The organism is Sorangium sp. So ce119, assembly GCF_051524405.1.
GTDB lineage: Bacteria > Myxococcota_A > Polyangia > Polyangiales > Polyangiaceae > Sorangium > Sorangium cellulosum_G.
Map to the genome: position 1 here is coordinate 5,738,886 of NZ_CP150310.1, position 20,877 is coordinate 5,759,762.

The window sequence follows — 20,877 nt, forward strand, 5'->3', positions numbered from 1 at the left end:
AGCAGGCGAGACGTCGACGAGCGCCGCTGCGAGAGCGAGCCCCGCCCGGACGGGTGAGCCCGCCCCGCACACCAACGCGCTCTACTCTGCCCAGCCTGCACCGACACCGTCCACCTCGGGCCGAGCTCCTGTGGTCCGCCGGGGGACCATGTGCTCGGCAGTCGCAGGGTACCGGCCGATGGGCGCCCCTGTGCTCGGCCTTCGCAGCCGTCGGTCGCCGGATCCCCATCACGGGCGGATTCCGCGGCCGCTCGACGCGCGGCGCGCCCCTCGCGACGCCGCAGCGAGCGAAGCGCTGCGCGCGGCGATCCTCGACGCCGCCGGTCGCCGGATCCGGCGAGGCGCGGAGCGGCGGGCCGCCCCTCGAGTCCTCTCGTGAGACCGGGCGCGGGACATGCACCTTCGCTCGGGCTCTCACGGCTGTACGAAACCTGGAGGAGCGTCGATGGAGAAGCGTGTTTCACAAGGCAAGTTTGGACGCAGGCGATTCGCCGGCAGAGCGGCGGCCACCGTCGGTGTCTCGCTGCTCGCCCCGACGGGCCTCGCGCTGGCGGTCGAGAAGGGCGCCGGGAGCTGCGAGTCGGTCGGGCCCCTTTCCCTCCCGGAAGGGCTCCCCCAGACGCCCGGTATCCTCGTCGATCAGCGCGCGACGAAGCCGATCTACCTGCCCGGAATGCACGCCGGGCACGCGGCGCAGGCCCTCTCCGAGGTCCTCTTCTGGACGGACATCATGATGGAACATGCGATGTTCATGGCGCTGCTGATGCCGGGCGACGGCCTCCGTGCGCCCCGGAGCGAGGCGCGGCAGTTCCAGATCCTCTTCGCCCAGCACTTCGTCTCGGCCCGCGACCGCCCCTACCGCGACGACGAGCTCTATCCGCTCCTCTCCGACACGCGGTCGAGCGTCCTGCAGTTCATCGAGTACAAGCGCCGCATGCAGCGCCAGCAGGAGGCCGGCACGCTGAAGAGCCTCGTCTGGCCGCTCTTCTTCGACCACATCGCGCGCGAGGCCGAGCGGTTCGCCGGCCGGCTCGATCTGTTCGCGAGCGGCGGCGCCGGGTTCCAGCGCGACGAGGTCGGGGCGTTCTGGACGCGGATCATGGCCGAGCACCTCGAGTTCATCGCGCACCTGCTCGACCCGCAGGAGCGCGCGCTCGTCGGGCAGGCCAACGCGCGCGCCGACGCGATGTACCAGGCGAACATCCAGCTCGTCGGCAGCGGTCAGCTCGCGATGATGGCCGACGATGTCATCGACTTCAAGACGGCCGCGGAGCAGGGCATCGAGACGGGGCAGATCAAGAGCATCATCGATCCCTCGCTCGCCGATCACGTGCTCCGCGAGGCGGTGAGGTTCTCCGACGAGGTCCGGCGCGCGCAGTGAGCAGGGGCGAGGCCGCGCGCGGGGACGCCGCGCGCGCGGGGGCTCAGGGGACGCTCATCTCGAACGCGACGCTGTAGTTCGGCTGGGCCTTGCCCGTGATCGACCCGACGAACGGATCGGAGTCGCGGAGCTGTCCCCACCGCGTCGTGCCGCCGGGCATCGTGGTCCCGTCGGTCGTCGCCGCGTAGCCGACCACCACGCCGGACGCGGGGAGATCCGCCGCGGTCGTGATCGTCACCGCGTCGCCGGAGATCTCGACGCCGCTGATCTCGATCCGGGTGTTGCCGCTCCAGACCTGGAAGCCGCGGCCCTTCGACCACTCCGTGAAGGCCGTCTGGTGGGGAGACGGCAGCGCGCTGTCCCAGACGAGCGGCGGCACCGGGACGTGGAACTGCACGGTGATCACCTTGCCGGCGCGCTCGACGCCCGTCGGCTGGAGAGGCTGCCAGTCCTTTCCGAGGACGACCTTCTCGAAGTAGACCTGGCCGGACTTCTCGCCGAGGAGCTGGTATCCGTGCGCGGTGAGGTGGATGTGATCCTCCGCGTACGGATACTGGTACTTCGGGCCCGAGCAGACGATGTCGCCCGGGTGGCCCACGCCCACGTGCCACTGCGCCTGGGTCGACGTCGAGCGCGAGCCCACCTCGGTGTGCACCGAGTGCTGCTGGGACACCAGCAGGGGAATGCTCCGCGACTGCCCGGTGATGGGCAGGAGATCCGCGTTGTAGTCGGACCAGAGCTTGACCAGATCGTCCTCGTACGTCGCGCTGCCGGCGTCGGACTCGCCGTGCGTGATGATGATGGCGCCGATACCGTAGGTCTTGCCCGCGTCCCTCGCGAGGCGCGCGATCGCCTCCGCCTCGAACAGCGTCGCCGCGTAGGCGCGGCCCGTGGACTTGTCGCCGTCGTTCGTCGCGTTGGCGCCTTTCCGGAGGACGCTCATGGGCTGACCGCTCTCGCCGACGACGGTGTGCACGGTGACGTGATCGCCGCCCGCCGCCTGCGCCAGCGTGGAGATCTGGTCGGCCATGGCCGTGTGCGGCGTCTCGCCGTAGATGTTCTTCGGGTAGGCGCTGGGGTAGGTCGTCGCGAACCCGCGGATGGGCTCGGTGAGCGGCACGAGGGAGAGGGCGCTGTTCGCCGGATCGAACGGGGGCACGGAGGCGCCCCCGAGGGACAGCTTGAGGTTGCTGAAGCGCTGCTCCGTCCCGCGCGGCGGCGTGCCCTCGGCGCCGACCGAGAGGCTCTGTCCCGTGCCGACGATCCCGGTCCAGTCCCAGCCCGGCCCCGCAGGCGCCCCGCCGCCGGTGCCGCCGGTGCCGCCGGTACCCGCAGCCTCGCCGCCGGCGCCGCCGGACCCCGCCGCGTCGCCGCCGGTGCCGCCGGTGCCGCCGGTGCCGCCGGCCGGGTCGGTGCCGCTCGCGCTGCTGGTCGCGCTCTGGCCGCCAGCGCCTCCTTCGCCGCCGGCGCCGGAGGACGACTCGTTCGACGAGCTGCACCCGATCGCCATGAGGAGGAGGACGAGAGAACCTGATGAGCTCAAGCTCAAGAACGATGATCTTCGCATGATGGCTCCTTGCTGAAGCACGAGGGGACCCCGGGGATCCCCGCGGCGCGAAGCTTGGATCATCAGCCCTCGCGGGGGAAGATGAACCGGTTCAGTTCTTCCATCCGGGGCAGCGCATGGCACGCGGGTGCGCTTCGTGCGACCACCGCGCGTCGCCCGGGCGGCCGGCACCCTCGTGTCGTGCCGTGCCGGACGGAGCGCGGCGATCCTCACCCAGGCGGCGGTCCCCACCCTGCCGGCGGCCCCCAACCTGCCGGCGGTCCCCAACCTGCCGGAGGCGCCGTCGGCGGCGCCACCGGGCCGAGCACCTCCATCCAGGCCGTGCTCTCCACCCACGCCGCCAGGTAGGGCGCGCGCGCCCCGCGCCGCTGGAGCAGCACCAGGAACGGCGCCGTCACCAGGAAGGACCGGGGCGGCGGCAGACCGTACGAGCCCACGACGGCCTCCGCCGTCGCGCCCGCGCCGCCCTCGTTCAGGTGGAGCTGCACCCGCTGCTTGGCCTCGTCGAGGCGCTTCCCTCGCAATGCGTCGCCGAGCAGAGGTCGACCCATGAGCTCGCCGAACATCCCCTCCAGGTCGAGTCTCAGCCGCGGGATCGCGAGCGCCTCGTCCGGCGCGATCCGCCGCGCCTCCCCGCCGAGCCGATCGATCCGGCCGAGCGCGCTGGCCACCGTGGCAGCCAGCGTCTCCGCGGGCGCGATCTGCGCGACGAGGACGCGGCTGTCCGGATCGTCGCCGACGAGCTCGATCACGAAGTCCTTCGGCGCAGCCCAGTCGTGCACGACGACCTGCGATCGGCGCGCCGGGTCCGCGCCGAACGGGTTGCCGTCCAGCCCGAAGGCGCGGACCCGCGAGTCCTTGAACGTCCCTTCCCGCACCGCGAACGTCGTCTCGAACTTCAGGGTCTTGCTCAGGTACCCATACGCGAGCAGGGCGTCGGCCGGCACCGCCAGCGGCAGGTACTCCGGCTTCGCGTCAGGGAACTTCGAGAAGAGCTCGGCCCGCAGCGCCTCCACGACGCCCTCCCCGCCGAGCCCGGCGCCCGACACGCTCCACGCCGGATCCACCACCTCGGCCCCGAGCGCCGCCGCGTTCAGCGCGTCGGCCAGGGCCGGCTGGGGGTCCATGCGGATCGGGCCGAACCTCTCGCGCAGCTTCTCCCAGGCGAGCGCGAACGCGGCGCAGAACACGAGATCTTCCCCGGCGGACGAGAGCGGCGTCGACAAGGTCGCGCTGACGGGCGGCATGAAACCTCGGTGTCAAGGGGGCCGGGTGAAGGGCCGACACGGCCCGAAATCACGACGCCCAGCATCGTGCATATTACAGGACGCGGGCCACGTCATCCGACGGCGTCCCTGGAGCGCCGCCCGGCCCGACGCCGCCGTTCACTGACACATGACCTGCGCAATGACGATGCCCCCGCCCCAACTCCTCGCCCCCGCGCCCGTCGAGCGCGCCTGCCGCTGCGCCTGGGATGAAGCGTCGAGCGCCACGCTCGACCCCGCGGAGCAAGCCGCGCTGGCCGCGCTCAGCCAATGGCTCGACGAACCAGAGCTGCCCTATGCGATCTTGCATGGCCCGCGCCCGAGCCGGCGCTCGGTCGTGGCCGCCCACCTGGTCCGTGCACAGCACGAAGGTACCGCCTACGCTGCGCAGCTCGTGCCGCTCGGGCCTGATCTCAGGCTCGAGCGCGACCTCATCGCGCTGCTGGTTTCTCGGCTGCTGGCCGATTACGGGGGCGGTCCTCCTCGGCGCCTGCGCGCGCAGATCGCGGAGGAGCAGCTGCGCGAAGGGCCGACGCAGGACGACCCTTCGCTGCTGCTCACGATCACCGACGTGGAGGAGGCTGAACCGCTCGTTGGCTGGCCGGGGCTGTTCTCCGCCGTTGGACCACGCGTCAAGGTGCTCGCCACCGTCGAGGGCGACGAAGCCGCGGCCCGCGCGTGGATCCCGCGCCTCGGCTTCGATCCGGCGCGCACGCGGATCCATCCGCTGCCGGCGCGGCCCTGGCCCGCGCCGGGCGATCCCGCGGAGCTCCTCGCGGCAACCGGCCCGGTGCCAGCACGGCTCCTCGGTCTGCTCTCGGTCGCCTACGGCCGGCTTCGCGAGGACGAGATCACGACCGCCCTCGGGGCCCCGATCGAGGGCGCCCTCGCCGGGATCGAGCCGCTCGTCACGGCCATCGATGGCACCTACGCGCTCCGCTGGAACGCGGCCCGCCGCGAGGTGGAGGAGCGCCTCGACCGCAGCGCGCGAGAAACGTCGCTCCGCCGCCTCCTGTCGCTCGCGCCGGACGGCTATCCCTGCGCCTACACGCGCGCGCACCTCGAGCAGACCACCGCGCCGCTCCAGGCATTCGCCGCGCTGGTTACCGAGGAGCACCTCGCCCGCTGGATGGCTCGGCCCGAGGGCTATCTCGGCTTCGTCGCCGACCTCGAGCGCGTGCGCCGTCGCGCCGTCGAGGCGCTCGCGTCGGGCCACGAGGCCGCGGCGCTCGCGGTGCGCGCAGCCCTGGTCGAGGCGAGCATGAACTGGTACGCCCGCCGCGAGGATCACGATGCTCCCGTCGGCGTCGAGCCCCTCGATCGGGAGAAGCTGATCGCGGACGAGCGAAAGCAGGCGAAGGCGCTCATCGCGCTCGGCGCGGCGATGGCGGCCGGGCCGGCGCGCGCCGAGGTGCTCGCGTGGGCCGAGGACGCCGCACGGCGCATACCGGAGGCCGAGCTCCGCGGAGACGTCCTCCTCGACCTCGCCAGAGTCGTCGAGGGCGAGGCGGGGTACGCGGTCGCGCGCGAAGCGCTCGCCGCGTTGCGGACCGCGGAGGATGCGGAGGATCGAGCACAGCTGCTGCTCGTCGCGACGAGGGGGTTGCCTCCGGAGGAAGGGGTCACGGTCGCGCGCGAGGCGCTCGCCAGCCTCCGCGACGGCGGCGGAGATCCTGGCGATGTCGCGCTCTTCTCCAAACATTTCCCGCGCGCGGTCGCCGAGGCGCTCTGGGCCGACGCGGAGGCGCTGCCTGGACCCGCGCGGGCGCGAGCGCTCGCCGCGCTCGCGGAGGTCCTCGGCGATCCCGACCACGTGCGCGCCGCGTTCGCCGCGGTGGAGCAGCACGCCGACCCCTACGACCCGCTCGCGCACAGGACGCTCGCGCGGCTCGTGCCGCTCCTCGCCGTCCCGGAGGCCCGTCGCGCCGCGGCGCTGGCTCCCCGGTTCGGCGAGCGCGCCGCCGAGCTCTTCGAGGGCCTGATCCCGCGCCTCAGGGCGCTGGGCGATCCCGCCGCGGACCTGCTCGAGGCGCTGCCGGAAGCGTCGCGCGTGCGGGCGCTGGCCCGGAGCCTCCCCTTCGCCGCCGAGCCGGGGCCGCTCTGGGCGCGGATCGACGCGGCGCTGCGCCGGGCCGAGCCGCTCGATCGCTACGGGCTGCTGTTCGATGTGGGCCCGTGGCTCGGCGCTGCGGGCGAGAGCGACGCGTTGCTCGCCTTGATCGCGCCGCTCAGCGACGCCCACCACCTGAACGCCCTCGGCTTCCTGGCGCGCCACGATCCCGCGCACGCGCCCGAGCTGGCGCGCCGAGCCCTTCCGCTGGCCCTGCGCCTCGGCGCCGACGAGCCGGATCGCCTGCTCGACCTGGTCCCGCTGGCCCGCCATTTCCCGCCCGAGGGGGCCGCCGCGGCGTTCGGCCTCCTGCTCGACGCGCTGGCCGGAGACTTCCGCTCTGTCGCGCTCGCGGGCGACGGCGTGAGCCTCGAGCGGCTCGCGCCGCTCATCGCGGCGCTCGCGGGCGACGATGGCCTGGCCGGCGCGGCGCGCGAGGTGGTGCAGGTCGCGGCGTGGTTCCCGTGAGCGCCGCGCTCGTCATGGGCAATCCGGCGGGTACGCGGACGCAGCGAGCGCTCGAGTGTGCTCCGCGATCCGCCGAGAGGCGTTCCCGAGCCTCGGCAGGCGCTCTGCATTGCGGTCCAGAGGGGGTCCGGACCCCTCGCGAGCGCCCTGCTTTGCGGTCCGGAGGGGTCCGGACCCCCCATCTGGCACAAGATCGAGGGCATTCGCGAGGTCTTTGGCACAGAATTCCGCGTTGAAGCGCGAGTTCTGGCACATTTTTGCTCTCGAAGACGCGATGCGGAACGCGCTCGAGGGGTCCGGACCCCGGTGTGTCGCAATACATTGCGTTTGAGCCAGTGTTGGACCCCCCTCATCTGGCACAGAACAAGGTGACCTGGCACAGTCCGCGGGCGCCGCTCGCTGCACGGCAGGCGGCAGGCAGAACGGGGCCGGACGGGACGCCCGGACGCCGCTGGCGCCCTGGACAGCTCGGCGGGCGACGGAAGCGTGCTCCTGAGGCGGGGTTGACGAGGGGAATGCGCGGAGGGGATCGCCGCGTCAGCAGCGGGCGTGCATCACGCGAGGGGGCTCAGAGGTCGGCCGGCGCCGGCTCGGTGCCCTGCACGTCGGGCAGCGCCGCGGCGGGCGCAGGGGGCGCTGCGGGCTCGCCCTCGGGCTTGCCGTTCTTCCGGGCCGCGCCGCGGCCGCTCGGCCCGACGCTCCAGCTCGCGAGGGGCGCGAGCAGCTTGTCGGCGAGCTCCTGGGTCTCCGGCTCGTCGGGCTCGACCGCGCCCATCACCTTGATCACGTACGCGCGCAGCGCCTCGGTGAACGCGTCGAGCGCCTCGCGCACGCTCGGCGGCGCCCCGGCGGCCGTGGCTGCAGGCGCCGTGACGCCGAGCGCCTTGCCGTACGCGGCGTGCGCGGCCTCGAGGGCGACGAGGAAGCGCTTGCCGCCGAGCGCCTCGATGCGCGCGTCGAGGCCGTTCTTGCGGATGCGCTGGATCCGGAGCTCGCTCTCGGACCATTGCAGGACGTACGTGAGCTGGAGGAACTTGAGCCCTCCCGTGAAGATGGCCGCCTTCAGCGAGGCCGCCTCCGCGACCTCGGGCGCGCCGGGCGGCAGCTTGGTGAACGCGGTCAGGAAGTCATTGAGACCGCTCCAGCACCCGTCGAGGACGCGGTCGCACTGGACCGCATCCTCGCTCGCCTCCCCTCCCTCGGACAGCGACACCTGATCGCGCAGCGCCGACGCGAGCTCGCCATGGCGCGAAGCCAGCGCCGCGAGCACCCGCGCGATGCCCTTCGCGAGCTGCTTCTTCACGGGCTTCGCCGCGCTGAGGAGCTGCTCGCCGAGCGCCATCGCCCCGACCGCGGTGAAGCGGGGGAGCTGGATAACTTCCGAAGCGGTGTATTTGCTCATGAGATCACCCTCGTCCGTGGCAGGAGCGCGGGATTGCGCTGGAATGCCAGACGGGCAAGCGTGCCTTATTGATGAAATGAAGATGGGCGTCCAGAGCTATTTGATGGGAGGGCGAGCCAGAGAAGAAGATGGGGAGTGTCGAATTCCTGCGGTGCGGGGGAATGGCCGGGGGAAGGAAGGGTGAGAAGGTCAAGGGATGTTGCGGGGATAGCGGGGTTGGCACTGTTCTGGCCAGGAGCCCTACGTGGGCCATGACGAGACCAGGTGCCCCCTGCCGGGACCGGGACCGAGTCCCCGGCAAGGAGACAGCTTCGGCGGGCAGCCAGCCCGGGTGTCGTGCTCGCTCAGGTCGTGCGCGGCGTTCCGGCGGCGCAGGGCGTCCACGAGGACGACCATCCTGGACGACCGGGCATTCCCCCGGCCGTCGCGAACGTCCCTTCACGTCAAGAACTTCACGGTCTTCAGCGAAGCGGAGCTCGACTTCGGAGCGCACCTGAACGTGCTCGTGGGGGAGAACGGCACCGGCAAGGCCTGGGATATCTCGTTCGGCTTCTCGGCGCAGAGCACGTCGGACGTGACGATCACCACGCTCCCCACGGAATGGGTCGACGCCACGCCCGTGTACCTGCCAACACGGGAGCTCCTCACGATTTACCCGGGCTTCGTGCCCGTGTACGAGAACCCATCATCAAGAAGGTCGCCAGCAGCATCATGGACCTGAGCCTCGGCGGGATCCAGGTGTTCATCGCGACGCACAGCCTGTTCTTGCTGCGGGAGATCGAGATGCCCCTCGCCGGTCGAAGCCAGGAGATCGACGCGCGCTTCTTCGGCTTGCACCTGTCGGACGCCGGCGTCTCCGTGCAGCAAGGCCCGTCCGTGGACGACGTGGGCGCCATCGCTGCGCTCGACGAGGAGCTGGAGCAGTCCGACCGCTTCTTGAGCCCGGAGGAGCGACGCCGACGGTTCGCATCGATCGGCTGGATCCTTGCTGTGCGCCGGGGTGGGCGGCACCGCGCTTGCCTTCTGTCTCGGCGGTGCGCGCGGTCTCGCACGATTCCCGCACGAGAGGAGAAGTCGAATGGGCAGCAAGGCGAACACGACGACCGCGGTCGCTCGGTCGATCGATGATGCATCCGAGCACATCTTCCGGCAGGTCGAGCAGAGCGGCGCGCTGCCGCCGCACCTGGGGGCGCCCGAGGCCGTCGGTGCGGCGCTGTGCACGCTGTCGCGCCGGCTGAGCGGTGGAGAGGCGCGGGACCTCGCCGCGGCCCTGCCATCGACGATCCAGGCGATCGTCCAGCCGTGCGCCACGCACCGCGACGAGGATCCGGAGGTCTTCGGTCGTCGCGAGTTCCTGGAGACGCTCGCGGAGCAGCTGCACATCGATGCGGACCAGGCGAGGGCGGTGTCCCATGCGGTCTTCGCGGCCGTGGAGCGCGAGATCCCCATGAAGGAGGTCACGGACATCGGGAGCCACCTTCCGGCCGATCTGAAGGACCTCTGGGGGCGCCACCGCGTCGCGGGCAGCTCCCAGGCGGAGCGGCCGGCGGACACGTCGCTGGCAGAGCCTCCCCCGCGGGCCTCCGTGGCGACGCCCGCGCCGGACCAGCTCCGCGGCGACGTGGGCAAGGACAGCACGGCGGCGGCCTCGTCCGACGATGCCGCCGCCAGGAGGCGCGCGAGCTGACGGCGGAATGGGAGGCGCCCCGGGGAGCCGGACGGCGTCGCAGGATGAGCCGGCCCGGAAACTAGCGGGATGAGCCGGCCGATAAAAGAATCGCCTCCTCAGAAAAATTTGTGGGTGAGCCATTCGGGCTCGGCAGGTTCCCGAGCGCGTGGTAGAGGGCGATCTCCGCGTGTTCGAAGGTCCGAAACCCATACGCATTTCTGGTCGTAATCCTCGCTTTATTGTTGAATCCCTCGGTGGCGCCATGGGCGAAGGCGCTCCGTGCGCGGAACCCGCCACCGCTCATCCCTTCGTGTCTCCACAACCCGGAGCACGAGCCCCCTGCGGAGCACCCGTCCGCCGTCGTCCACGCTTCGCTCAGCGCGCTGCGCGCAGCTCGGGTCCAGGTCGCCGGAGGCGCCCGCGCAGCGGGCCGGAGCGCAGCGGAGGACCTGGACGCGAGCGAGCACGGCGCGACCCGCCTCACGCGACGGCGGACACGCGACCGCGCTGTCCAGTGAATGCAGGTCGTCACCGTATGAACGCACCGTCGCGCAGCTCCCCGCCCAGCTGACCATGAAGTCACGTTGACGGAGGGCGTCAAACCGCAGCTTGTCAGATCGCTGGGTGCCTCACCGTGACCGCAGCTGACGTCGTCGACGAATCTCGGATCTTGACGCCAAGGCGCAAAGGCGCTCGGGTAGCCCTGGGGGATTACTCCCCCAGGGCCCCCACAGATCCGGACGTGCGGGACTACCGCATCCGGCTCTTCGGAACATGGGTTCGCTACGCGGGTGAGTACGGCCTCGCGACCCGGGCAGGTGGGAGGGGGTAACGTTTCAGCAGCGTGTGCCTGCGGTCCCAGTCGATCCGCGCTCTCTGAGAGCGACGACCGAGCCACTTGCACCAGATGCCGACGACCTGCTCACGGAAGCGGCTGATCGCCTCGGAGTTCCCCGTGATGCCGAAGTACCCGAAGTGACCTCGCAGCTTCTGCGCGAGCGAGCGCTGCTGCTCCCCGATCGCCTGGTGCCGATGCTGCCGACACCACGCCGCGACCCGCTTCAGCGCGCGGCGGAAGCGATCGGAGGCGGTCTTCTGCTTGACCACCCACCGGCCTCGACGAGACAGGCCCCAGTAGTGGGTGAAGCCCAGCAGATCGAACGTCTTCGAGCCACGATCCGGTCGATCCTCCGAGGGAGGCCGCTGGTCGGGCCGACGAAAGTCGATGAGCCGGGTCTTGTCCGGGTGGAGCGCAAGGCCGTACTTGCCGAACCTCTCTGGCAGCACGGCCAAGACGCGACGAGCGTCTTCCTCGTGCGAGAACGCCAGGACGAAGTCGTCCGCGTACCGGATGAGAAACGCGCGGCCTCGCAGCCGCGGCTTCACCTCCTGCTCGAACCACGCGTCCAGCACCTCGTGCAGGTAGACGTTCGACAGCAGCGGCGAGATCACGCCGCCCTGAGGCGAGCCAGATTCCGGGAAGGACACGGCCCCGGATTCCAGCACGCCCGCATGCAACCACTTGCCGATGAGCCGCAGCAGCACCCCATCGCGCACCCTTCGACGAAGGATCTCCTGGAGGTGGCCATGGTCGAGGGTGTCGAAGAACTTCCGGATGTCGACCTCCAGGACCCAGCCGCCGCCCATGTGCATCACCTGGTCGCGGAGCGCTTGCAGCGCTTGATGCGCCGAGCGCTCCCGCCGGAAGCCGTACGAGCCGTGTAGAAAGTCCTGCTCGTAGATCGCCTCCAGCACCATGACGACCGCGCGCTGCAGGACCTTGTCTTCGAAGGTCGGGATGCCGATCGGCCGCGTCTGCGACCCGTCCCCCTTCGGGATGAGGACCCGCCTCACGGGCGGCGCGCGGTACGTGCCGGACTTCGCGCGTTCGAGCAGCGACCGGAGGTTGTCCTCCAGATGCGCCGCGTACTCGTCCGCGGTCTGCCCGTCCACGCCTGCGGCGCCGTCCTTGCGCGTGCGACGGTACGCCTCGCGCAGCCACTCGACGTCGATGTGGTGCGCGAGCGTCGTGAACGCCATGCCAGGCGCTTCCCTCGCCAGCTTCGCTATCCGCTCGAGTTTCGTGGAGATGGTCGGGGAGCCCGGTGTCTCCTTCATCTTTCCCTCCAGCAGCTCCATGTCCCGGCACCCCCTTCGCTCCACGGGGTCCCTCGGGACGGTTCCCCCGCTTCAGCTACTACGAGGTGCTCGGACGCCTCGTCACCCTTCCCGCCTCGCTTCGTTCCCTTCGCTCGGCGGTACCGCGCCCGCCGCTACGGCGGGCTCTTCTTGGCGGAGGCGACGGGGCCTCCCAGGTTCCTGGGGAACCCTTGCGTGCACGCCCTGGTCTCCGACCCCGGGGGGTCCAGCGCGCCGAGCCCTTCGCCGCACGCGGCGTTCCAGCGCGCCGGTGTTGCCTTCCGCTCCTTTGACAGCTTGGGCACCCACCTAACATTGCATTTCGAGGCTCAATACAAGGCTTTCACGCTCGCTGTCTACGCTTCGCAGCCCGGGGTCTACCCTCCGGACCACGCAAGACTCGCTTCCGGCTGGGGGCTAGCCTTGGCCGGGGAGGTCCGCAGGACCTCCATGGGTTCCATCGCAAGGTTTCAGCTTTCTACATGAGCTTCCCCCTCACCCAGGCTTTGCCTGGCGCACCAAAGGCGCAAAAAGGCGGAGAGAATGACCGAGGATGAGATAGCCAAGGTCGTCGTCGACGCAGCGATCGAGGTGCATCGTACCCTTGGAGGCCCAGGGCTGCTCGAGAAAGTCTACGAAGAGGCGCTTGCCTTCCAGCTCGAGTCGCGAGGGCTCACCGTGGTGCGCCAGAAGGCCGTACCGCTCGTGTACAAGGGCAAGCGTCTTGCGTCGGACCTTCGTCTCGACTTGCTCGTGGGCGATCAGTCATCGTCGAGTGCAAGGCGGCGGCCGCCTACAACAGAGTGTTCGAGGCGCAGGCCCTCACCTACCTGCGGCTGTCCGATCTCAAGCTCGCGATTGTTATCAACTTCGGCGAAGTGAAGGTGAGGCAGGGCATCCATCGCATCGTCAATCGATTGCAAGAATGACCTTCCCCTCTCTTGCTTTTTTGCGCCTTGGCGCCTTGGCGCCTTGGCGTTGAATTCTCCGATCTCCCGCTACGATACGAGTAGACACGCCCATGCACCGCCTCTGCGACCACGGTCTGCGAGCAGGCGACGCATCCCACGGATGCCCGCGACGCATCGCCCAGCCATGCGCTGCGGCAGGGCGCCCCGCGGATGCCCGCAAGTCGTTCTGCCCTTGCTCGGCTCATGCGCCCACAGATCCTGCGGAGGAGCCCACGATTGCTGTGTTCTTCTCGGTCGTCCTTGTCACCAGCGGAGCTTGGCAGGCGCTCAACGAGCGAACACGGTCCACGACATCGCCCCACCGTGAACCGCGGTGCCCCCACATCGGCGCCATGACCGGGCTCGGCGCAGCTTCCCCGTCGTCCGCCCGTCGCGACGCCAGGCTTACGTGGCGCCGTTGTGGGTTGATCGCCGATTCGACGCGGGCGTAACATTCTCGCACCGCATGCCGACCAAGCGAGACCTTCTGACCCATCGTGCGGGCGAGGCTCCGCACCCTCGTGCGCCGCAAGCTGAAGAAACACGGCTACCCGCCCGACAAGACGGAGAAGGCGGTCGACACCGTGCTGAAGCAGGCGGAGCTGCTCGCGCTGGAGTGGGCGGCGTGAGCGACGGGCCTGGTGAGCGGCCGGGGCCGGCCACGGCCCGTGTACGCGAGGCGGTACATGGGTCCGCAGAGAGGACAGGGTGGAGGTGACACATGGCATTCTTCGCGTCAGGGCCTGAAGCGGACGAATCCCGGATCGCCGACCTCGCAACCGAGTGGCGTGCCATCGTGGCGAGGGAGCAGGAGACGCGCGTGACACAGGTCGCCGCGTGGGAGACACAGCTCGCCGAGATCCGCGCCGAGCAAGAGGCGCTGCTGAGAGATGGCCACTGGGTAGCCGGACCGGACGATCTCCTGAGCATCCTCGGGCAAAGCCGACAGGAGCCGTATCATTCTGCGCTGCTGGCGTGGCTGCTCGATCCTCAGGGCCGACACGGCTTCGGTTCTGGCTTCCTCGAGGCGCTGCTCCGCCGCTGCACGTCCGATCCGCCGACAGCCGAGCTGAACCGCGCCCGGCCCGCCCTCGAGGTGAGCAAGGGCAAGGCCCGCGCCGATGTCGTCGTCGCTGGACCTGGGCTCTACCTCGTCATCGAGAACAAGGTCGATGCACGTGAACAGCCGCAGCAATGCGACCAGCTTTACGAGAGCTTCGGTCCAGAGCCAGGTGCGCTGTTCGTCTTCCTGTCCCCATCGGGACGAGCGCCCGTGACGGCGACGGGGGACGCGCGGGAGGCGTTCAAGACGATCAGCTACGCCGAACTCGCCGTGATGCTCCGCGACGCGCTGGCTTGCGCGCCGGCGAAGGGCGCCACGGCGCACGGACGCGAGGTGGCGTCCAACTATCTCGCCACACTGGAGAGGGAGTTCCAATGAACCGCATCGACGATCCGCGCGCCGTATTCTATCTCCGGCATCAGGCGCTCATCGAGGAGTGGGCCGCCCTCGGCGAGCCCGTCGCCGAGCTCGCGCACGCCTTTCTGTGCTCTTGCGCAGATGACATCGCCGGGCTCGCCGCCGAGCTTTCTCCGGACATACAAGTTTACAAAGATCTGGAAGATGACTGGCCGAAGATCTTCTTGATCTTGCCAGAATGGCTCGAATCGAGCGAAGGCGAGCTCGAGCCGAAGGTCGGGATCGGCCTGGAGTGGCACAAATCGAGACATCTCAATTTCACGACGCCTCCTAGCTGCCCCTACACAGGGGTGTGGACACATTACGATCTCGACGACGGCAGGGAGCTGTCGAGGAGGCTTCGTGCGGCGTTCGGAGAGGCCAACCTCATCAAGCCGCACAAGCTCGCCACCACCGCCGCCTGGTGGCCCGCATACCGCCACGAGCACGCGACAGGGGAATACTGGAACGACCTCGCGCCCTACCGCGCGCAGATAGTCGAATCGGTGCGGTTCTTCTGGACGGTGTTCGAGCCGCAGATCCGGAAGGTGCTGGCTGGCTGAGCGCACAGGACCGCCGCGGCCCGCGCTGCCCGCAGCCCGCCCTCCCCCTCCCCTACTGCCTCACCGGCAGCTCCACCACGAACCTCGCCCCCTCCCCCGGCGCGCTCTCCACGGTCACCGCCCCGCCGTGCGCCTCCACCACGCTCTTCACGATCGCTAGCCCCAGCCCCGTCCCGTTGCGGCTCTCGTCGGTCGTGAAGAACCTGTCGAAGACGCGCGCCAGACTCATCAAGCCGCACAAGCTCGCCACCACCGCCGCCTGGTGGCCCGCATACCGCCACGAGCACGCGACAGGGGAATACTGGAACGACCTCGCGCCCTACCGCGCGCAGATAGTCGAATCGGTGCGGTTCTTCTGGACGGTGTTCGAGCCGCAGATCCGGAAGGTGCTGGCTGGCTGAGCGCACAGGACCGCCGCGGCCCGCGCTGCCCGCAGCCCGCCCTCCCCCTCCCCTACTGCCTCACCGGCAGCTCCACCACGAACCTCGCCCCCTCCCCCGGCGCGCTCTCCACGGTCACCGCCCCGCCGTGCGCCTCCACCACGCTCTTCACGATCGCTAGCCCCAGCCCCGTCCCGTTGCGGCTCTCGTCGGTCGTGAAGAACCTGTCGAAGACGCGCGCCAGATGCTGCGCCGGTATCCCCGGGCCTCTATCGCGCACCGAGATCCTCGCCGTCTTCCTCCCCTCCCCGGCTTCCCCGCCCTCCCCGCCCTCCACGGTCACCACCACCGCCTCCCCGGCCGGCGAGAACTTCACCGCGTTGTCCACCAGGTTGAGCAGCGCCGTCTCCAGGTCCGTCTGCCGCGCCCGCATCAGCCGCCTCGGCATCTCGTACCGCAGCACCACCGGCCTCTCGCGGCTCGCGCACCGCTCCACCACGCGCCCCACGAGCGCCTCCAGATCGAGCACCGTCATCGCCTCACTCGAGGCCTCGATCCGGCTGAGCTCCAGGAGCCTCGACACGAGCCGGTCGAGCCGCTCCACGTCGAGCTCGATGTTCCGCAAGAACCGCCGCCGCGCCTCGGGATCATCCGCCGCGCCCTCGTCGAGCAGCTCGGCGGCCCCGCGGATCGACGTCAGCGGCGACTTGAACTCGTGCGCCACGTCCGCCGCGAAGTCCGAGATGTACCGCAGCCGCGCCCCCAGCCGCTCGTTCATCGCCGCGAACGACGCGCCGAGCTCCCGGATCTCGCCGCTCCCCGAGACGGGCACCTCGATGTCGCGCTCGCCGGCGGCGATGCGCTTGGCCGCGCGCGAGAGCCTCCCGAGCGGCCGCGAGATCGTCCACGCGAGCGCCAGCGTCACGAGGCCGGTGAAGAGGCTCGCGACGACGAGCACCCGGATGAGGCCCGACCGGATCCGGTGCAGCTCCACGAGCACCGGCTGCGTCGAGCGGACCACGTAGACGGCGCCGAGCACCTCGCCGCCGCGCCGGATCGGCTCCGCCAGGAACAGGAAGACCGCCGGCGGCCGCTCCCGGACGCGCGTCCGCGCGCCGCGCCGCCCGGCGAGCGCCTCGTGGACCTCCGGGCGATCCGGGATCTCGGACCAGCCCTCGCGCGCGCCCTTGCCGATCGGCTGCACCCGCTCGGCCAGCTCGATGAGGTCGGCCGAGCTCGGACCATGGCCGCTGTAGCCGCGCGTCGGGATGAGCACGGGGCGCGCCGGCTCGGGCCCCTCGGGCGGGCCGTTCGCGTGCGAGTCGGCCACGACCGCGCCCGCCCCGTCGAGGATCCGCACGCGCGTGCGCGTGAGCCGCGCGGCCTGGGTCAGCACGTCGCCGTGCTCCGGCGCGTCGAGCTCGAAGCCCCTGTCGAGGCCCGACGCGAGCATCGCCGCCACCAGCGCCGCCTGGTTCGCCATGTCGCGCTCCAGCGAGCCGAGGAGCTGCCGCTCGTAGAGGCGCGCGAACTCGAGCCCCGCCACCGGCACGAGCAGCACCACCAGGTTGACGACGAGCAGCCGGACGCGGATCCGGCCGAGCTCCCGGCGCAGGCGCTCGCTCACCGTACGCTTCGTACGCCCCGGCGCCGCACCGCCCGGCGCCCCGCGGCCCGGCCTACGCCCCATTCACCTTGTAGCCGACGCCGTGGACCGTCGCGATCGGATCACCGCCAACTGCCCGGAACTTGGCGCGAATCCGGCGGACGTGGGTGTCGATGGTGCGCTCCGTGATCAGGTTGTCGTACCGGTACGCGCGCTGCATGAGCTGACCGCGCGACAGCACCACCCCGGGCCGCTCGAGCAGCGCGCCGAGCACGCCGAGCTCCGTCGCGGTGAGCGACACGGGCTGCCCGAGGTAGCGCGCCTCGTGGCGGTCCGTGTCCACCTCGATCGGCCCGTGGCGCAGCACCGCCGCGCGCGCCTCCGCCGGCGTGGGCGCGGGCGGCGGCGCCTCGGCCCGCCGCAGCAGCGCGCGCACGCGCGCCACGAGCTCGCGCGGCGAGAACGGCTTCGTGAGGTAGTCGTCGCCGCCGAGCTCCAGGCCGACGATGCGATCGACCTCGTCGGCGCGCGCCGACAGGAACAGGATCGGCGTCCGGCTCCCGGCGCGCAGGCGCCGGCACACCTCGAGGCCGTCGAGCTCGGGCAGCATCACGTCCAGCACCACGAGGTCGACCTTCCCGGGCGCCGCCGCCTCGATCGCGGCGCGCCCGTCCGCCACCGCCGTCACGGTGTAGCCCTCCTTCTGCAGGGCGTAGAGCAGGACCTCACGGATGCGCGCCTCGTCGTCGACGACCAGGATGTGCTTGCTCACGTCTCGATCGGCTCCTCGTACCCGGCGCCGCCGTGCGCGTCCATGGCGACGCCGAGGCCCTCCACGCGCGCCCAGACCTCGGACACGATACCACCGACGCCCTCGACCGTGGATCCGGCGAAGCGCGCCAGGACGAGCTGCGTGCGGAGCGCCTGGACCAGGTCCGCGAGCTCCTCGAGGGCGCGGGCGTCGCGGTCGCGCATCGCCCGCAGGCGCCGGATGTTCTCGAGGTGCAGGTGCGCCGTCGCCAGCGCGCGCCCGGAGCCCGCGCCGCCGCGCTCGATCTCGGCGACGCGCGCCGCCGCGGCGGCCTCGTCGAAGCCGCTCTGGCGGAGCAGCGCGTCGAGCTCGGCGTGGCGGGCGGCGGCGCGCGTCACCTCGGCCTCGATCCGCGAGGCGGCCTCGCGCGACAGGAGCGCCTCGAACGAGGTGCCGGCGCACGCGCTGACCCCCTCGCGCAGCGCGCCCTGCACGCGCGCGGCGGCCGCGGCGGTGCCCGGGCTGCCGCCGGGCTCCGCGCGGCGCGCGGTGAGCGCGACGGGCGCCCAGATGGGCCAGAGCGGCACGCAGAGCGCCGCGGACAGGGCGGCGCGGCGGCGATCCCCGGGCGACGCGCGGTAGACCGCCACGGCGCACGCGAGCCCCGCGATGAGGTACAGGACCGAGAGGTCGCGCAGGCTCATCGCGAGCCCTCCGTCATGCCGCCGCCCGCGGGGCACTCCTGGCTCTCATACGGGTACGGGTAGCCGCACGGGTAGTCGTCCGGATCGGGCGGGCGCCCGTGGTCGTCATAGATCCCGAGCGCGGAGCGGCAGCTCCGGACGAGCGCGTCGGAGAAGCTCCCCTCGCGGGCGCGCAGGAAGGGGACCGTCTTCTCGCTCGGCCGCCCGAGGTAGGGCCGGAGGATCCACGCGGCCTGACCGCCGACCGCGAAGAACACGGCCATGAAGGCGACCGCGGTGAGCACGCGGCCCGGGCCCGCGCCGATCCCGCGCACGAGCACGCCGAGCGCGGCGAGGCCCGCGACGGCGTAGGCGAGCCAGGCGACGACCGAGGAGGCGTGGTAGCCGAGCCCCAGGTCGATGAGCAGCCAGAGCACGGGCGCGAACGCGAGCAGCACGAGCGAGGAGCGGCCCGCCGACGCGAGGGCGAGGGCGATGACCGACCGCATCGGCCGGGGGCGGCCGAGGACGGCCGCGAGCGCGTGGAGCGCGGGGGCGCAGAGCGCGAGGGTGATCAGCATCGCGAGCGGCACCTTGATGGCCGCGTAGAGGATCTGCTCCCCGCCGCGGAAGCTGCCGATCACGCCGCCGAACACGGCGGAGCCGAGGGCGATGGCGCCGAGCGACGCGAGGGCGATGGCGCGGGTGTCCCGGTCCTCGCGGCAGCTCGCAGCGATGTCGGAGGGCGCCCGGAGGAGGCGGCTGATGACGGCGGCGCTCACAGGACACCTGCCTTCAGGATCGGGAGCGTCGCCCACCAGACGCGCAGGGCGAGCGCGACAGCGAACCCCGCGAACCCGAGGAGCGCGGCGCCGTGCCCGGCCAGGAGGGCGAGGCTGCCGTTGCCCCGGAGGGCGGCCCGGAGGTCGCGCAGCAGGACATGGACGCCGAGGACGCCGCCCACCGCGAGGCCGAGCAGCCCCATGAGCGCGGCGGTCAGATCCGACCCGCTCGTGACGACGAACAGCGCGGCAGCCGGCGCGAGGCCGCCGAGCACGAGGCCCGTCGCCGCCGCGGCGCGCGCCGTGGCGGAGAGGGCGCGCGGCGGGTCGAGCGGCGCGTTGAAGAGCGTGAGGACGATGAGGAGCGCCGGCACGCCGAGGCCCGCGACGGCGACAACGGCGGCGGGCACGCCGGCGGCGTGCTGGACGAGCGACACGCCGCCCTGCCGCGCGCCGAGCGCCAGGCCATAGAGCGACGCGAGGCCGACGCCGATCCCGAACCGGGTCATGTCGTCGCGGAGCAGCGAGGGCGATCGCTCGGCGAGGAGCGCGGCTGTCCAGCCGGCAACTTCGCCGTGCGCCAATGGCTCGGCGGCGGCGCCGGTCGAGGAAACGGCCGGAGCGCCGTCACGACGCTCCTCGGGCTCGGGAATGCCGACTTCCGCGCCGGACTCCGGCGAGGATGCGATGGGGAGACAGGGGGCTTGCGCCTGCACGAGGACCTCCGTGGGGGTGAGCGCTGCGCGGCACGCTCGCGTGCCGCCGCAGGCATCGATGGGAGTACCCCCCGCGCGAGGCGCGCCCGCGCCCTCGACGAGGAACAGGCGCGGAGAGGTTGTGGCGAAGTTGTGGCGGGTCGCCCGCAGCGGCCGGAGCGCCCCGCGCACCGGGAGCACGCACGCCGCGCGGCGCCTCGGACAGAGGCCGGCCGCGGTGTCGGCCTGCGGGCCAGCGGCGCGCGCGGTATGCTCGCCGGATGTCGGTCGCCGTCACGCTCGGGCCCCGGGCCAGCCTCGCGGATCTGCTCGCCATCCCGGAGGAGCAGCGCTTTCACGAGATCGTCGACGGAGAGCTCGTTCGCAAGGCGATGCCCAGCGGCCCCCACGGGAGAGCGCAGCGCGTCCTCGGCGGTCGCATCGGCGATCCTTACGACCGGCGGCCGGGCGGGCGGCTCCCGGGCGGGTGGTGGATCGTGACCGAGACCGAGGTGCGGCTCGAGGAGGAGCAGGTCTATCGACCCGACGTGCTCGGATGGCGGCGCGAGCGGCTGCCCGAGCTGCCGGAGACGACCCCGATCCCGGTGCGGCCCGACTGGGTGTGCGAGGTCCTTTCGCCCACCACCGCGCGCAACGATCGGGTGAAGAAGATGCGCGTCTACCAGCGATGCGGCGTACCGCACTACTGGATGGTCGATCCCGACGACCAGACGTTGTTGGTCTACCGGTGGACGTCCGAAGGCTATCTGCTGATCCTCACCGCCGAGCGTGGCGAGCGCGTCAGGGCAGAGCCGTTCGTGGAGGTGGAGCTGGACATGGACGCGCTCTTCGGGGACGAGGCCGCGTAGCGCCGCGCGAGCTCCCCGCCGACTGCCCAGCACACCTCCACGCGCCCAGCACGCGTGAGCTGGACCACGCCACCTGCCGACCTCGGCGCGATCTTCTGAAGGCGCGTCGCGCGTGCGCCGAGCTATCCTGGGCCACCT

Annotated in this window: 22 protein-coding genes and 1 pseudogene; 11 read left to right on the plus strand and 12 right to left on the minus strand. The window is 71.6% G+C overall.

What is annotated here, in order from left to right:
- The first annotated feature begins 445 nt into the window (after positions 1 to 445).
- Positions 446 to 1,381, plus strand: coding sequence for a DUF2935 domain-containing protein (locus WME76_RS21645; RefSeq protein ID WP_437961970.1), 936 nt, complete (start codon positions 446 to 448; stop codon positions 1,379 to 1,381).
- A gap of 43 nt (positions 1,382 to 1,424) precedes the next feature.
- On the opposite strand, the gene WME76_RS21650 is transcribed toward WME76_RS21645, so the two are convergent.
- Both WME76_RS21650 and WME76_RS21655 read right to left on the minus strand, forming a co-directional pair.
- The gene (locus WME76_RS21650; protein ID WP_437961971.1) at positions 1,425 to 2,948 is read right to left on the minus strand and encodes a dockerin; all 1,524 of its coding nucleotides are present in this window, start codon (positions 2,946 to 2,948) and stop codon (positions 1,425 to 1,427) included.
- Positions 2,949 to 3,157: 209 nt separating this feature from the next.
- Positions 3,158 to 4,195 (minus strand): hypothetical protein, encoded by a 1,038-nt coding sequence (locus tag WME76_RS21655; RefSeq protein WP_437961972.1) that lies wholly within the window; start codon positions 4,193 to 4,195, stop codon positions 3,158 to 3,160.
- Positions 4,196 to 4,361: 166 nt separating this feature from the next.
- Here WME76_RS21655 and WME76_RS21660 point away from each other — a divergent pair, with 166 nt between their 5' ends.
- Positions 4,362 to 6,791: a hypothetical protein gene (locus WME76_RS21660; protein WP_437961973.1), complete on the plus strand. Its 2,430-nt coding sequence runs from the start codon at positions 4,362 to 4,364 to the stop codon at positions 6,789 to 6,791.
- A 568-nt stretch (positions 6,792 to 7,359) separates the two neighbouring features.
- Here WME76_RS21660 and WME76_RS21665 read toward each other — a convergent pair.
- On the minus strand, positions 7,360 to 8,193 hold the full coding sequence (locus WME76_RS21665; RefSeq protein WP_437961974.1) for a hypothetical protein: 834 nt from the start codon (positions 8,191 to 8,193) through the stop codon (positions 7,360 to 7,362).
- 331 nt (positions 8,194 to 8,524) lie between these two features.
- Between WME76_RS21665 and WME76_RS21670 the strand changes: the two genes are divergently transcribed.
- Genes WME76_RS21670 through WME76_RS21680 form a run of 3 tightly spaced genes read left to right on the plus strand, consistent with a single transcriptional unit; the run spans position 8,525 to position 9,880 of the window.
- Entirely contained in the window at positions 8,525 to 8,914 is a 390-nt protein-coding gene (locus WME76_RS21670; RefSeq protein ID WP_437961975.1) for an AAA family ATPase, read from the plus strand.
- Positions 8,905 to 9,321: a hypothetical protein gene (locus WME76_RS21675; protein ID WP_437961976.1), complete on the plus strand. Its 417-nt coding sequence runs from the start codon at positions 8,905 to 8,907 to the stop codon at positions 9,319 to 9,321. Before WME76_RS21670 ends, WME76_RS21675 begins: the two co-directional genes overlap by 10 nt.
- Positions 9,272 to 9,880, plus strand: coding sequence for a DUF2267 domain-containing protein (locus tag WME76_RS21680; protein ID WP_437961977.1), 609 nt, complete (start codon positions 9,272 to 9,274; stop codon positions 9,878 to 9,880). Before WME76_RS21675 ends, WME76_RS21680 begins: the two co-directional genes overlap by 50 nt.
- Positions 9,881 to 9,941: 61 nt before the next feature.
- On the opposite strand, the gene WME76_RS21685 is transcribed toward WME76_RS21680, so the two are convergent.
- The 3 genes from WME76_RS21685 to WME76_RS21695 form a co-directional block, all read right to left on the minus strand.
- Positions 9,942 to 10,166 carry a transposase gene (locus tag WME76_RS21685; RefSeq protein WP_437961978.1) on the minus strand — a complete coding sequence of 75 codons (225 nt, stop codon included), beginning with the start codon at positions 10,164 to 10,166 and terminating at the stop codon, positions 9,942 to 9,944.
- A 479-nt stretch (positions 10,167 to 10,645) separates the two neighbouring features.
- Complete coding sequence (ltrA, locus tag WME76_RS21690) at positions 10,646 to 12,001, minus strand: group II intron reverse transcriptase/maturase (RefSeq protein WP_437961979.1); 1,356 nt, start codon at positions 11,999 to 12,001, stop codon at positions 10,646 to 10,648.
- Between the two features lie 134 nt (positions 12,002 to 12,135).
- A complete protein-coding gene (locus tag WME76_RS21695) occupies positions 12,136 to 12,306 on the minus strand; it encodes a hypothetical protein (protein ID WP_437960447.1) in 171 nt (56 codons plus the stop codon).
- 238 nt (positions 12,307 to 12,544) lie between these two features.
- Here WME76_RS21695 and WME76_RS21700 point away from each other — a divergent pair.
- The 4 genes and pseudogenes from WME76_RS21700 to WME76_RS21715 all read left to right on the plus strand — a co-directional run bounded on the left by WME76_RS21700 (position 12,545) and on the right by WME76_RS21715 (position 14,973).
- A pseudogene (locus WME76_RS21700) lies at positions 12,545 to 12,930 on the plus strand (GxxExxY protein).
- A gap of 518 nt (positions 12,931 to 13,448) precedes the next feature.
- The gene (locus WME76_RS21705; RefSeq protein WP_437961980.1) at positions 13,449 to 13,580 is read left to right on the plus strand and encodes a type I restriction enzyme endonuclease domain-containing protein; all 132 of its coding nucleotides are present in this window, start codon (positions 13,449 to 13,451) and stop codon (positions 13,578 to 13,580) included.
- Positions 13,581 to 13,771: 191 nt separating this feature from the next.
- Complete coding sequence (locus WME76_RS21710; RefSeq protein WP_437961981.1) at positions 13,772 to 14,392, plus strand: PD-(D/E)XK nuclease family protein; 621 nt, start codon at positions 13,772 to 13,774, stop codon at positions 14,390 to 14,392.
- Positions 14,389 to 14,973 (plus strand): hypothetical protein, encoded by a 585-nt coding sequence (locus WME76_RS21715; RefSeq protein WP_437961982.1) that lies wholly within the window; start codon positions 14,389 to 14,391, stop codon positions 14,971 to 14,973. The genes WME76_RS21710 and WME76_RS21715 overlap by 4 nt, the downstream gene beginning before the upstream one ends.
- 52 nt (positions 14,974 to 15,025) lie before the next feature.
- Here WME76_RS21715 and WME76_RS21720 read toward each other — a convergent pair whose 3' ends face one another.
- Positions 15,026 to 15,202 carry an ATP-binding protein gene (locus tag WME76_RS21720; RefSeq protein WP_437961983.1) on the minus strand — a complete coding sequence of 59 codons (177 nt, stop codon included), beginning with the start codon at positions 15,200 to 15,202 and terminating at the stop codon, positions 15,026 to 15,028.
- Here WME76_RS21720 and WME76_RS21725 point away from each other — a divergent pair.
- Positions 15,168 to 15,374 carry a hypothetical protein gene (locus WME76_RS21725; protein ID WP_437961984.1) on the plus strand — a complete coding sequence of 69 codons (207 nt, stop codon included), beginning with the start codon at positions 15,168 to 15,170 and terminating at the stop codon, positions 15,372 to 15,374. The two genes, WME76_RS21720 and WME76_RS21725, sit on opposite strands and share 35 nt — an antisense overlap.
- 52 nt (positions 15,375 to 15,426) lie before the next feature.
- On the opposite strand, the gene WME76_RS21730 is transcribed toward WME76_RS21725, so the two are convergent.
- From WME76_RS21730 to WME76_RS21750, 5 genes are read right to left on the minus strand one after another with little or no spacing between them, the layout of a single operon-like run.
- A complete protein-coding gene (locus WME76_RS21730) occupies positions 15,427 to 16,980 on the minus strand; it encodes a sensor histidine kinase (RefSeq protein WP_437961985.1) in 1,554 nt (517 codons plus the stop codon).
- A gap of 52 nt (positions 16,981 to 17,032) precedes the next feature.
- The gene (locus WME76_RS21735; RefSeq protein ID WP_437961986.1) at positions 17,033 to 17,731 is read right to left on the minus strand and encodes a response regulator; all 699 of its coding nucleotides are present in this window, start codon (positions 17,729 to 17,731) and stop codon (positions 17,033 to 17,035) included.
- Positions 17,728 to 18,414, minus strand: a complete 687-nt coding sequence (locus WME76_RS21740; protein WP_437961987.1) for a hypothetical protein — start codon at positions 18,412 to 18,414, stop codon at positions 17,728 to 17,730. The genes WME76_RS21735 and WME76_RS21740 overlap by 4 nt, the downstream gene beginning before the upstream one ends.
- On the minus strand, positions 18,411 to 19,175 hold the full coding sequence (locus WME76_RS21745) for a hypothetical protein (RefSeq protein ID WP_437961988.1): 765 nt from the start codon (positions 19,173 to 19,175) through the stop codon (positions 18,411 to 18,413). The genes WME76_RS21740 and WME76_RS21745 overlap by 4 nt, the downstream gene beginning before the upstream one ends.
- Complete coding sequence (locus tag WME76_RS21750; RefSeq protein ID WP_437961989.1) at positions 19,172 to 20,071, minus strand: hypothetical protein; 900 nt, start codon at positions 20,069 to 20,071, stop codon at positions 19,172 to 19,174. The genes WME76_RS21745 and WME76_RS21750 overlap by 4 nt, the downstream gene beginning before the upstream one ends.
- Positions 20,072 to 20,151: 80 nt before the next feature.
- On the opposite strand from WME76_RS21750, the gene WME76_RS21755 reads away from it, so the two are divergent.
- The gene (locus WME76_RS21755; RefSeq protein ID WP_437961990.1) at positions 20,152 to 20,739 is read left to right on the plus strand and encodes a Uma2 family endonuclease; all 588 of its coding nucleotides are present in this window, start codon (positions 20,152 to 20,154) and stop codon (positions 20,737 to 20,739) included.
- The last annotated feature ends 138 nt before the right edge of the window (positions 20,740 to 20,877 follow it).